Annotated in this window: 9 protein-coding genes and 1 tRNA gene; 5 read left to right on the forward strand and 5 right to left on the reverse strand. The window is 67.7% G+C overall.

Going from position 1 to position 12,684, the window contains the following annotated elements; translation table 11 throughout:
* On the reverse strand, positions 1-1,072 hold a 1,072-nt coding region (locus ACWELJ_RS30215; RefSeq protein WP_452369510.1), incomplete at its 3' end, for a zinc-dependent metalloprotease.
* A gap of 85 nt (positions 1,073-1,157) precedes the next feature.
* On the opposite strand from ACWELJ_RS30215, the gene ACWELJ_RS30220 reads away from it, so the two are divergent.
* Positions 1,158-2,183, forward strand: coding sequence for a YlbL family protein (locus ACWELJ_RS30220; RefSeq protein WP_452369511.1), 1,026 nt, complete (start codon positions 1,158-1,160; stop codon positions 2,181-2,183).
* An 18-nt stretch (positions 2,184-2,201) separates the two neighbouring features.
* Here the strand turns inward: ACWELJ_RS30220 and ACWELJ_RS30225 are convergent, their stop codons facing one another.
* Positions 2,202-2,810, reverse strand: a complete 609-nt coding sequence (locus ACWELJ_RS30225; protein ID WP_452369512.1) for a PPA1309 family protein — start codon at positions 2,808-2,810, stop codon at positions 2,202-2,204.
* 180 nt (positions 2,811-2,990) lie between these two features.
* Between ACWELJ_RS30225 and ACWELJ_RS30230 the strand changes: the two genes are divergently transcribed.
* Positions 2,991-5,975, forward strand: coding sequence for a UPF0182 family protein (locus ACWELJ_RS30230; protein WP_452369513.1), 2,985 nt, complete (start codon positions 2,991-2,993; stop codon positions 5,973-5,975).
* A 172-nt stretch (positions 5,976-6,147) separates the two neighbouring features.
* On the opposite strand, the gene ACWELJ_RS30235 is transcribed toward ACWELJ_RS30230, so the two are convergent.
* Positions 6,148-6,684 carry a transglycosylase family protein gene (locus ACWELJ_RS30235; protein ID WP_452369514.1) on the reverse strand — a complete coding sequence of 179 codons (537 nt, stop codon included), beginning with the start codon at positions 6,682-6,684 and terminating at the stop codon, positions 6,148-6,150.
* A gap of 532 nt (positions 6,685-7,216) precedes the next feature.
* On the opposite strand from ACWELJ_RS30235, the gene ACWELJ_RS30240 reads away from it, so the two are divergent.
* Positions 7,217-7,290, forward strand: a tRNA-Met gene (locus tag ACWELJ_RS30240).
* A 61-nt stretch (positions 7,291-7,351) separates the two neighbouring features.
* On the opposite strand, the gene ACWELJ_RS30245 is transcribed toward ACWELJ_RS30240, so the two are convergent.
* A complete protein-coding gene (locus ACWELJ_RS30245) occupies positions 7,352-9,541 on the reverse strand; it encodes a protein kinase domain-containing protein (RefSeq protein ID WP_452369515.1) in 2,190 nt (729 codons plus the stop codon).
* Positions 9,542-9,737: 196 nt separating this feature from the next.
* Positions 9,738-10,169 (reverse strand): type II toxin-antitoxin system Rv0910 family toxin, encoded by a 432-nt coding sequence (locus ACWELJ_RS30250; protein WP_452369516.1) that lies wholly within the window; start codon positions 10,167-10,169, stop codon positions 9,738-9,740.
* Between the two features lie 168 nt (positions 10,170-10,337).
* Here ACWELJ_RS30250 and ACWELJ_RS30255 point away from each other — a divergent pair, with 168 nt between their 5' ends.
* Both ACWELJ_RS30255 and ACWELJ_RS30260 read left to right on the forward strand, forming a co-directional pair.
* Positions 10,338-11,081, forward strand: a complete 744-nt coding sequence (locus ACWELJ_RS30255; protein ID WP_452369517.1) for a PP2C family protein-serine/threonine phosphatase — start codon at positions 10,338-10,340, stop codon at positions 11,079-11,081.
* A gap of 94 nt (positions 11,082-11,175) precedes the next feature.
* A partial coding sequence (locus ACWELJ_RS30260) for a YhgE/Pip domain-containing protein (protein WP_452369518.1) occupies positions 11,176-12,684 on the forward strand: 1,509 nt, incomplete at its 3' end.

Genomic DNA, 12,684 nt, shown 5'->3' on the forward strand with positions numbered 1-12,684 from the left:
GGCGGCGCAGCGTCTCGGCCAGCGCGCCCGCGCCGGGCAGCCGGTCGCCCACGGCGTCGGTGACCACGGTCTCCACCCAGCCCTCGATCAGGGCGAGCAGGGTTTCCAGCCGTTCCAGCGCGGCCTTCTGTTCCGGCGTGGTCTGCGGTTCGAAAGTCCCTTGGGACAGCAGCTCTTCCAGCTTGGACGGATCCTGCGCCAGCGTCATCGGGTCCAGGCCCGCCGCGGCCTGTTCGATGGCCGAGAAGTCCATCTTGATGCCGCGCGCGTAGTCCTCGACCGCGCCCAGCACCTGCTGGCGCAGCCACGGCACGTGCGCGAACAGCCGCTGGTGGGCGGCCTCGCGGGCGGACAGGTAGACCAGGATCTCGCTCTCGGGCTGCTCGAGCCCGGCGCTGAATTCGGAGATGGCGGTCGGCAGCAGCGCGGCGGTGCCGGCGGGCCCCAGCGGCAGCCCGATGTCGGTGGAGGTCAGCACCTCCTTGGCGAGCTGGCCCAGGGCCTGGCCCAGCTGCGAACCGAAGGCGAGCCCGCCCATCTGGCCGAGCATGCCCATCATCGGCCCGGCGAATTCGCGGGCCTCGGCCGGCAGCGTCGCGGTCCACATGCCCGAAACCTGTTCGGCCACCGGGTCGCAGAGCCGCTTCCAGGTGGGCAGCGTCTCCTCGATCCAGTCGTTGGCGGTCCAGGCGACGGTCTTGTTCGCGCCCGCCGGGAAGGTGGTGGCCGCGTCGAGCCACAGTTCCGCCAGGTGCGCGGCGTCGGTCACGGCCTTCTGGGTGCCGGCCGAGACCGGGGTGACACTGGCGCCGAGCTGCTGGCGGGCCAGCCGCTTGGCGATGTCGTAGTTGACCGGTCCGGCCTGGGCTCCGCCGGGCTGACCCATGCTGGAGAACATGGCGCCCAGCTGCGAGAGCATCTGGCCGAGTTGCGAGGGATCGAATCCGCCACCGCCCGGTCCGCCCATGGCGAATCCGAACGGGTTGTTCGCACCAGAACCGCTGGACTCGTCGCCGGGCTTGCGCTCCGGGTCGTCGTCGCGATTCGAGAATCCGAACGGGAAATCACTCATACCCACTACGGTACTGGAGCCGCGGATCACACGAACCGCCGAGCGGAGCGCGGCAATGGCCTCGATGACCAGTACCCTTGGCCGCGTGAACCGTCGGATATTCACCCTGCTCGCCGCTCTGATCCCGATTCTGGCGCTGGGGATCCTTGGCAGTGTCGTCACCGTGCCGTTCGTGGCACTCGGACCTGGGCCGACCTTCAATACGCTGGGCGAATTCGACGGCAAACAGGTGGTCGACGTGCAGGGCGCGGAGCTGAAATCCGCTTCCGGCAATCTCAATATGACGACCGTGTCCGTTCGCGATCAGCTGAATATCTTCGACGCGTTCCGGCTGTGGATCGGCGGTGAACACGGATTGGTGCCGCGCGCCGAGGTGTATCCGCCGGGCCAGACACGTGACGATGTAGACAAATCCAATCAGCAGCAGTTCAAGGATTCCGAGGACTCCGCCGAATTGGCGGCGCTCAACTATCTGAAGCTGCCGACCGCGGTTCAGCTCGCGAATGTCTCCGACGACGGCCCGGCCAAGGACGTGCTGCGCAAGGGCGACGAGCTGGTGACCGTGGACGGCAAGCACATCGTCACCGCCAAAGATGTTGTCGCCGCCGTCTCCTCGGTCAAGCCCGGCACCACCATCGGCGTGACCTTCCGCCGCGACGGCGTCGAGCAGACGGCCGAGATCACCCTGGCCCCGCGCCCCGACGACTCCGGCAAGGGCTATCTCGGCATCACGCCGGACGAGGTCTCCAAGGGCCCGATCAAGGTGGCGTTCAATCTCGGTGAGATCGGCGGCCCCTCGGCCGGACTCATGTTCACCCTGGCCCTGATCGACAAGCTCACTCCCGGCGACCTGTCCGGCGGCAAGTTCGTGGCCGGTACCGGCACCATCGACCCGGACGGCAAGGTCGGCCCGATCGGCGGCATCCAGTACAAGATGATCGCCGCGCGCGAGAAGGGCGCCGAGACCTTCCTGGTCCCGGCCGCCAACTGCAACGAGGCCGCGCAGCGCACGCCCGCGGGCCTGCGCCTGGTGAAGGTCGAGAACCTGTCCGGCGCAGTCCAATCCCTCGAGGACATCAACGCGGGCAAGGACGCGCCGACCTGCGGCTGACCTGCGCCGGGCGCGGGGTCAGAACTCGTCGGGGTCGTTCTCCAGGGTGTGCCGCAGCGCCTCGACCAGATTCGGGGCCAGGTTCGGCGCGGTGCGCAGGTCGAGGTCGCCGAACGGGTCCTCTTCCTCCTCGCTGGGCCGCACCTGCAGCAGCGACAGCGAGGTGCCGTCGCGCAGCACGCCGACGAACAGCCGGGCGTCGCGGCGCTCGGAGTGGGCCAGTGCCGCCTGGCGGCCGGCCTGATCGGCGGCGTCGCGGTCGGCGAGCAGCGGCGCGATGGCGTCGTCGAGGGTCTGCTCGGCGGTCGGCGGCAGCACCACGATCTGCTGCACCAGCACACAGCCCTCGACGGAGGCCGGCCAGCTGGTGGTGGCCAGGAATTCGTCGAGCGCCATGGCGTCGGCCTCCCCGGCGATGTCCTCCGGGAACGGCTCCTGCGCAATGGGAGTCAGCGCGTCCTTCTCGTCGAGCTGATCCAGCAGCGCGGGCTCGGCGGCGACCAGGTCCGCCGTCGGGACCAGCGCGAACATCTGCGGCGGCCGATCCCAGCCCTCACCGTCGACATACTCCGCGACTTCCCGAATGCACCGGTACAGGGCCGACGCCGCCCACTGCTCTGGATTCACCCGGCCATCCTCGCATCCCGGGAATACCTGTCCCACGCGGCAGGTGTTGGGCCGCGCGGCGGGCGTTTTACGTAGAGTGGGGCGCGAACGGTCCCCTGGGACCAGCTCACATCATCGGACTGCGACGTTCGGCGCCGGTTTCCCGGCTCGGACGTCGCCGGACCCTGGGAGAGTGGCATCGTGGGCATGCGCCCCCCGACCGGCTTACCTTCGCTGTCGCGACGCAGCCGCATTCTGCTCGTCACGGCCCTGGTGCTGGCCGCCCTGTTACTGGTCGGGCCCCGGCTCACCGACGCCTATACCAATTGGTTGTGGTTCGGCGAGGTCGGATTCCGCAACGTCTACCACACCGTGCTGCTCACCCGGGTGCTGCTGTTCCTGGTGGTCGCGGTGGTCGTGGCGGCGATCATCTGGCTGGCGCTGCTGCTGGCGTACCGCACCCGGCCGGTGTTCGTGCCGGTGAGCGGTCCCGGCGATCCGATCGCCCGCTACCGCACCACGGTGATGAGCCGGCTACGCCTGTTCGGCATCGGCATCCCGGTGCTGATCGGCGTGCTGTCGGGCCTGGTGGCGCAGTCGAGCTGGGTGACGGTGCAGCTGTTCCTGCACGGCGGCTCGTTCGGGGTGCAGGACCCGCAGTTCCATCTCGACGTCGGCTTCTACGCCTTCGACCTGCCGTTCTACCGAATGGTGCTGAACTGGCTGTTCGTGGCGGTGGTGATCGCGTTCTTCGCGAACCTGGTGGCGCACTACGTCTTCGGCGGGCTGCGGCTGTCGGGGCGGGAGGGCACGCTGAGCAACTCCGCGCGGGTGCAGCTGGCCATCCTGGCCGGAATCTTCGTGGCGCTCAAGGCCGTCGCCTACTGGTTCGATCGGTACGCGCTGCTGTCGAGCTCCCGCAAGGAGCCGACCTTCCGCGGCGGTTCCTACACCGACATCAACGCGGTGCTGCCCGCCAAGCTGATCCTGCTGTCCATCGCGGTCATCTGCGCGATCGCCTTCTTCGCCGGAGTCGTGCTGCGCGACTTGCGGATTCCGGCCATGGCGGCGGCGCTGCTGGTGCTGTCGTCGGTGCTGGTGGGTGCGGTGTGGCCGCTGCTGGTGGAGCAGTTCTCGGTGCGCCCGAACGCGGCCACCAAGGAGCGCACGTACATCGAGCGCAATATCGCGGCCACCCGTGCCGCGTACGGGCTCACCCCCGACAAGGTCGAGTACGTCAACTACAAGGGTGTGGCGACCAATGAGCAGGTCTCCTCGCCCGCGGATCAGCAGACCATCAAGAACATCCGCCTGCTGGACCCGAACCTGCTGACCCAGACGTTCATTCAGCGCAACCAGCAGCTGCAGAACTTCTACGGCTTCCCGGACCCGCTGGACATCGACCGCTACACCGTCAACGGCGAACTCGGCGACTACGTGGTGGCGGCGCGGGAACTGCAGCCGCAGAACCTGTCCGAGAACCAGACCAACTGGCTCAACAAGCACACCGTGTACACCCATGGCAACGGCTTCGTGGCCTCGCCCGCCAACAAGGTGAACGCGGCCCCGCCCAAGGAATCCCAGCAGGCCGGGCAGAGCGCGGGCAGCGATTCCAACGGCGGCTACGGCTATCCGGTGTTCACCGTCGGCGACATGTCCACGGTCAGCGACCTGATCACCAAGAAGGCCGGGCTCAAGGAGGCCATTCCGGTCGAGGAGCCGCGCATCTACTACGGCGAGCTGATCTCCAAGACCGACGCCGACTACGCCATCGTCGGCGCCAACGGCCAGGCCCCGCGTGAATACGACACTCCCACAGACCAGTTCACCTACAACGGCGCCGGTGGTGTGAAGATCGGCAACTGGTTCAACCGGGTGGCCTTCGCGGCCAAGTACGCCGAGCGCAACATCCTGTTCTCGGGTGCCATCGGGTCGGACTCGAAGATCATCTTCAACCGCAGTCCGCGCGAGCGCGTCACCAAGGTGGCGCCGTGGCTGACCGCCGACGGCGACGCGTACCCGGCCGTGGTGAAGGGCCGCATCGTCTGGATCGTGGATGCCTACACCAGCCTCGACAACTACCCCTACGCGCAGAAGACGCCGCTCGACGGCGCGGTCGAGGACAGCATCGACCAGGCCACGGGACGTCTACTACCGCGCAAGGAAGTCTCCTACATCCGCAACTCGGTGAAGGCGACCGTGGACGCCTACGACGGGACCGTCAGCCTCTACGAGGTGGACAAGACCGATCCGGTGCTGAAGGCCTGGATGGGGGTGTTCCCGAATTCGGTGAAGCCGGAGAGCGAGATCTCCGACGAACTGCGTTCGCACTTCCGCTATCCCGAGGACCTGTTCAAGGTGCAGCGCGAGATGCTCGCCAAGTACCACGTCGACGATCCGGTGGAGTTCTTCAACGGCAATGCCTTCTGGTCGGTCCCCAATGACCCGACCCAGGAGGGTGCGGCCAGCAGCGCCCATCAGCCGCCGTACTACGTGCTGCTCGGCGACCCGAAAACCGGTAAGCCGCAGTTCAATCTGACCAGCGCCATCGTGGGCTACAAGCGGAACTACATGTCCGCCTACCTGCAGGCGAATTCGGATCCGGCGAACTACGGCAAGCTGACCGTGCTCCGATTGCCCGCGGACTCGCAGACCTCGGGTCCGGGCCAGACGCAGACGTCCATGACGACGGCCGATCAAGTGTCCAGGGATCGGAACCTGTTGACGGGCGGCAATGTCAACAAGATCAAGTATGGCAATCTGCTGACCCTGCCGGTCGGTGACGGCGGCATCCTCTACGTCGAACCCTGGTATCTGGAGCGCAATACCGGCGGTCCGAACGCGCCGTCCTTCCCGCAGCTGGTGAAGGTCCTGGCGAGTTACCGCGACAAGGTCGGCTACGGCGCGACGGTCAAGGAAGCCCTCGACCAGGTGCTGCCCGCCGCGGGCAATGCCGCGACCGACCAACCGGGACAAGCGGTCACGCCGCCCACCCAGGGCGCGACACCGCCGGCCAATCCGCCCCCGCCGACCGGATCCACCGGTAAGGACGCGGCGGTCAAGCAGCTCGACGACGCGCTGCGGCAGGTACAGGACGCGCAGAAGTCGGGCGATCTGGGCGCGCTGGGCAAGGCGCTCGAGCAGCTGCAGAACGCGGTGAACAACTACCAGAAGGCCGGTAGCTGATCCGCTGACGCGCGAGGCGCTGTCATCCGTTGGATGACAGCGCCTTTCGCATTGCACGACCCGGAATTTACTGTTGCACAATAAGAATTATTGCCTCGAAATAGCGAAAGGTGCCGCGTCGCCTTTGACGCAGCACCTTTCCATATCTTCCGGAAAAGGAAGGAGATTCGGGCTACTTGCCCCAGGTCTCGATGAGGCCGGCGTTCGAGGCGAGGATCTGGTTGTACTGATCCTGCACGCCCAGCTGCTCGGCGACGGTGTTGGCGACGCCCTTGGCCTGGTCGATCAGGGCCTGGCGGTCGGTGGGGGCCGCGGGGGCGACGGGCGCGGGGGCGGCGGGCTCCGGGGCGGGCTCGGGCTCGGAGACGCCCGAGCGCAGGTACTGGCCGCAGACCGGCCAGGCGCCGACACCCTGCGAGGCGAGCACGTTCTCGGCCACGCGGATCTGCTCGGCCTTGCTGGCGCTGGCGGCGTTGCCGGAACCACCGTTGGCGGCCCAGGTGCTCTGCGAGAACTGCAGGCCGCCGTAGTAGCCGTTGCCGGTGTTGATGCCCCAGTTGCCGCCGCTCTCACACTGGGCGACACCGTCCCAGTCGTGGGCCGGAGCGGCGGAGGCGGTCGCGGTGAAGCCGAACGGGACGGCAACAAGTGCGCCGGTGACGGCGGCGAGGCCGAGGGCGCGAGTGTTGATCTTCCGGTTCTGTTTCATGTGTTTTTCCCTCCCTGTGCCGACCGGCCCGGCGCGGATGCTCCGCCGTGTCCCTGTCCCCAGGAGTCGGGGTGCTCGACCGCGGGACAGGGTTTCCGGAGTGCAGCGGTTCGAGTCGGAGCCCATCGCAGGTTTGGTCCGGGCCGCGACTGACGATAACGAGGAAATCTCGGCAGATCACGTCTTGATAACTTCAGAATTGCATGAAGCGAATGACCGAAAAATCGGCGTTGATGCAGGTTGGCTATGCTGCAAATGCTGAACCCGAGCGGTCTGTTATATCACCGTGATGTGACTCGAATCACCGGGAATTTGTGACACCGGTCACGTTTCTGGCGCATGTCAACGGCCGTACGCGTGCGCGAGGCTCTCAAATGGAGGATTTTCACTTCGATTACTCCGCTTAAGGGCAACTGTCCGGTCCGCTTCGCCGCGCGGCCCCCGCTCTGCCCGCCCGCACTGCTCCCGAAATCCCGCCTGACCAGTCGATTTGGTGCATCTGCTAGCCCGTGTGTAATGTTGTGTTCACCGACGCGGGGTGGAGCAGCTCGGTAGCTCGCTGGGCTCATAACCCAGAGGTCGCAGGTTCAAATCCTGTCCCCGCTACTACGAAAAGGCCCGGAACCATCAGGTTCCGGGCCTTTCTCGCGTCTGCGGCGCGTAGGCGCTAGCTGTTCGCCAGGATCACATACTGGGCGGCGGCGCGCCGGCGCACGTCCTGTTCGTCATTACTCCAGACGAAGGCGACGTGTCGGCCGAACGTCACGCCGCACTGGAACCGGACGTTGGCTTCGCTAGCCCAGATCCCGTCCTTGGTCTCGAAGCAGCGTGCCGCGCTGAGTCCGGCCGGGGAGTCGACGTCGCGCTTGATGTATTCGGCTCGGTCGGACTTGATCGTGGCGGCGAGGAACTTCAGCGCGGAGTCCTCGTCGCGGGCGCGCAGTACATTGCTCTCGCTGGTGGTTGCGCACCGGTCGATCCCGGCTCGCTCGGACAGCCGGTCGCGATGCGGTTGAGCGTTCTCGCACATCGACGCGGCGTGGGGGCCGATGCTGTTGTACGTGGCGGAGATCGGCTGTTGATCGTTGGTGACGAAGGCCCGCCGGAGCATCTGATCCGGATCGCGGGACTGCAGGGTCAGCGAGGCCTCCACGACCAAGCGCACGTTGTCCAGTAGCGGAGCCTGGGCAGTGAACACCTGCCCGACGCGCTGAGCGAGGGTGTCGACGTCGAAGCTCTTCACGTCCAGTGCGACGATGACCGAGGTGACGAACGTGCGGTACGACCAGGTCGCCCCGATGGTTGGGGACGTCGGCCGGTAGTGCGCGTGCGCTTGGGCGAAGCCCGGGATCGGGATGCGGACATTGTCGGGGCTGGCGGCGAAGTCGACCGCCTCCATTTCCGTCGCGGCTCGGGTGGCAGCATCCGGATTCGGGTAGGACATGGTCAGGACCATCAGCATGTTGCCCTGCGGCGCGGCGGTCCAGTCGAAGAATCGCTTGGTGAGACCGACCACCCCGTACGAGCTGATCATTCCGTATTTCTCCAGCACCGGCTGGGTGAGCGGCGTACTGGTCCCGGCGATCATGGTCGCGGCGGCGGCCGGACTCGTCTGCGCGGTTCCGTAGCGGTGATCGAGGGTGCTGTCGATCTGGAAGGGGTCGGGGATTCCCTCGGCGATCGCGTCGGCTGCTAGGGCTCGGCCCTCCTCCACGGTGGGCGACCCGGTGAACTTCCGCGGTGTGGTCGCGTAGTGGCCGACGTCGAGCGTGGCGAGATCGGGGCCTGAACCGCCAGACCGGCGCAGGATCTGCCAGGTGACCAGACCGGCGATCAGCGCCGCGACGAGGACGACGATGCCGATGAGCAGCGGCTTCCGGCGGGAACGAGGCTGCGCCTGGGGCAGACCGGCCTGCGGCGGTCCGGCCTGCAATGAAGTGGCCTGGGGCGGACCGGCTTGCGGCGCACCGGAGTACGGCATCGGCATCTGCATCGACCCGATGGTGGTCATGACCGGCGTGGGCTCCGGTGCCACCGCGGCTTTGGCGGCCGCGGCCAGCATTCCCACGGTCGGGAACCGGTCGGCCGGATCCTTCGCCATGCCGCGCGCGACCACCTGGTCGAGAGCCTGCGGAACCCCGGGCCGAATCATCGAGGGCGCGGGCGGGGGCGCGTAGAGGTGGGCGTGCATCAGCTGCGGGGCCGTCCGGGCCTGGAAGGGTTTCAGCCCGGTGAGGCATTCGTGCAGGACGCAGGCGAGAGCGTAGGTGTCCGCGGCGGGTGTGGTCTGGCTGTCGGCGAACCGTTCCGGGGCCATATAAGAGAAGGAACCGATCGCGGCCCCGGTCGTGGTCATCCGTTCGGAGGTCATCGTATTGGCGATGCCGAAGTCGACCAGGTACACGAAGTCGTCGTCCGCGACGAGGATGTTGTCGGGTTTCACGTCGCGGTGCACGAGGTTGTCCCGATGCGCGGCGTCGAGGGCGGAGGCGACCTGCGCGATGATCGCGACCGCGCGCGCGGGCGACAGGAAACCTTTGTCCGCGATGAGTTCTCGCAGGCTCATGCCCTCGACGAGGCGCATGTCCAGGAACAGTTTCCCGTCGATCTCCCCGTAGTCGTGGATCGGGATGACGTGGGCTTCGTTGAGCCGGGCCGCGACGTGCGCCTCGCGTTCGAACCGCTGCCGGAAGCGCGGGTCGTCGGCGAGCCGTTCGGTCAGCACTTTCAGCGCGACGGTCCGTCCTTTGACGGTGTCGAAGGCCTCGTACACCTCGCCCATGCCGCCGCGGCCGATCATCCGGTCGAGCCGGTAGCGACCGAACATCGTTCCGGCGCGCCACGATTCATCGGTCACGAGCATCCCTCCCCGTTCGGCGACGGCCGCGGATCGTGCGGTCGGCACGGCGGCGGCGTCTCGGAAATTGTCCTACCGGCGGGGGAGAGGGGCTAGGTATTCGGGTGATTCGGCCGCCCCGGTCGATGGTGGTCTGCAGGTAGTCGGCATCGCGCGCCGCGATGGGGGCGGCGGGGCTCGGGCGTGCCCGTGGTGGTCAGCCGTAGAGCTGCACGAATCGTTCGAGGGAGCGTTCGATATCGCCGCGCAGGGCGCGCGCGACCGCGGAGCCGATCGGGCCGAACAGGGGTGCGCCGCCGAGTTCGAAGTTCGCGGTGACCTGTGAACCCTTCGAGCTCGGCGCGACCTTCAGTTCGATGCCGAACTTGGTGCCGCCGATGCCGGAACCGTTGAGGATCAACCGATTCGGGGGTTCGGCCGTCTTGACCGTCCAGGTGACGCGATTGCGGAAACCTTTGACGGTGGCGACGCCGATCAGCCGCGTGCCGGGGGTGAGTTCGTCGGGGACCGGGCCGCGCCAGCCTTCGTGCAGGGTCAGCCACTTGTCCAGTTCGGGCAGGTCGGAGGCGTGCGACCAGGCCTGGTCGGGTGGGATCGGGACGTCTACGGAAACCTTGAGCTTGGCCACGGATGCGATGGTATCCGTGACACGACGTAGCACTGAATTCGCGGGGTCGATCCGGCGGTTCCTCAGCAAGCCCACAGGCGATTCGGGAGCGGAGCATGGTTTTCGCCCGTTGAATGGGTAGTGCTGGTCGACAGCACCCCGTGAGAGCGAGTCCCAGGAGGTCGGGCCGTGCACACCGAAGCCATTCAGGTGGAAGAAGCCGATGCCGGGGCGCTGCTCGTCCGGGTGGCCGGGGCGGGGGTGAGCCGGCTGGGGCGACGGACCGTCAATGCGGACGCCTTCGCCACCTTCACCGATATGAGGAGCGGGCGTAGCGCCTTCGTGGTGGCCGACGGGGTCGGTGATCATCTGGCCGCGGCCCGGGCGGCGCGGCTGGCGGCCTCGATCGCGGCGAAGGTGGCGGTCGCCGAGGGTGCGCAGGCCGGAATCCTGGCGGCGCAGCGCGGATTGGTGGAGGAGCTACCCGAGTCGGCGGCCGATTGTGTGCTGGTGGTCGCGGTGTTGCCGAGTCAGGGGCGGCCGGACGGGCCGTGTGACGTCGCGTGGGTCGGCGACTGCCGGGCCTACCGCTGGAACGGCCGGGTTCTGCATCGCATGACCACCGATCACACGGTGGCCGAATACTTCCGGGCCCGCGGGCATGATCCGCTGCCCGGTATGCGGCATCTGGTGACCACGTCGGTGCGCACGGTGCGGCCCGGCGATATCGGGCGGGCGTCCACCGGGTCGAGCGCGGGGCGGCTGTTGCTGTGCAGTGACGGGGTGGGCAAGCAGCTCGGCATGCCGTTGATCAAATCGATCCTGGCGCAGGGTTCCTCGGCGGGTCAGGTCGCGGAGGGGCTGGTCGGTGCGGCGCTCGGGCGCGGCGGCACTGATAACACGACCGCGCTGGTGGTGGACGCGATCCGCTGACTCGGCAGGACAATTTCCCCGAATCCCCACATACTGGACGAGCGACCAACTAGCTTGGGCTCGAACGTTTCACTGGCAGTATCGGGGTTTCGCCGTGGCAGACAGATCGACATCCATTCGCGCTCGCATCGGCGAGCTGCTCCGCGCGCGCCGGGCCGCGAAACCGCTTCGGGTCCTCGTGGTGCTGTTCCTGGTGGTGCCGACGCTGATCTCGGCGGTCTACATGTGGATCATGTGGGACCCGGAGCTGTACCTGAAGCAGATCCCGGTGGCGGTCGCCAGCGATGATGTCGGCGGCGTCTCCGACGGCAAGGCCCAGAACATGGGCACCGAGATCCTCGACACCTTGGTGTCCGGCGGTGAGCTGCAGTTCCATCGGGTCAGCAGCGCCGAAGCCGTGCAGGGACTGCGGGAGAGCCGCTACGCCTTCTCGGTCGTGATCCCCGCGGATTTCACCCGCAGTGTGCTGAGCGTGACCGATCCGGTGCCGCAGCGCGCGCGAATCGCGGTCTGGTACAACGACTTCAACGGCACCCTCGGCCCCGCCGTCGCCAATAGCGTGATCGCCGACGCCCAGAACCAGATCGCCGCCACCATCGGCCGCGGCTACGCTTCGCAGATCCTGGTCGGCGTCAACAGTCTCGGCACGGGCATCGGCGACGCGTCGAAGGGCGCGACCCAGCTGGCGCAGGGCACCGCTCAGCTGGCCGACGGGTCCGGACAGCTCTCGACCGGCCTCGACGAGGCCGCCACCGGCGCGTCCCAGTTGGTCGCGGGCACCCGCGAACTCCACACCGGCACAGTGCAACTCGCCGACGGAGCCCACGAGCTGGTCACCGGCACCGATCAGCTCGGCACGGGCGCGACCCAGATCCGTGACGGCGTCGACCAGATCATCACGCCCCTGCTCGACGTGGTCGAACCCGCCGGAAAGCTCGCGACCCAACTGAACCCGCTGCTCGACGAGCTGAGCAAGAACCCCGACCCGTCCCTGGCCGACGCCGCCACCCAGCTGAAGGGCTTGATCGGCCAGCGCCCCGGCGATCCCGATTCCCTGATCGGCCAGCTCACCCAATTGCGTGACGGCACCAAGGAACTGGCCCGCCAGCTCACCGACCCCAAAGCCGAATACCGAGCCGGTGTCCTGGCCTTGGCCGACGGCTCCACCCAACTCCGGGACGGCGCGGTGCAACTCGGCGCGGGCGCCACCGAACTCTCCACCGGTCTGCGCCGGCTCGCCGACGGCGGTCACGAACTCCGCTCCGGCGTCACCCAATTGGACGACGGCGCGACCCAACTCGACACCGGCCTGCGCGACGGCGCCTCCGCCGCCCCTCACATCACCGACACCACCGCGTCGGCCGATGTGATCGCCCAGCCCGTCACCATGGACGTCCGCAACCAGGAGCCGAGCCAGCTGGTCCGCGGCGGCGACCGCAGCCACAAGGAGATCTCCCGGGGCGCGGGCCCGGTCCTGGTGGTGATGGGCGCCTTCCTGGCGGCCATCGTGCTCTGGATGTTGTTGCGCCCGTGGCGCGGTTCCGCGACCGGCCGCAATCCGTGGCGTCGCGCCGCCGCCCCGCTGCTGCGCGGTTCCGCGGTC

This window comes from Nocardia sp. NPDC004582, assembly GCF_053602115.1.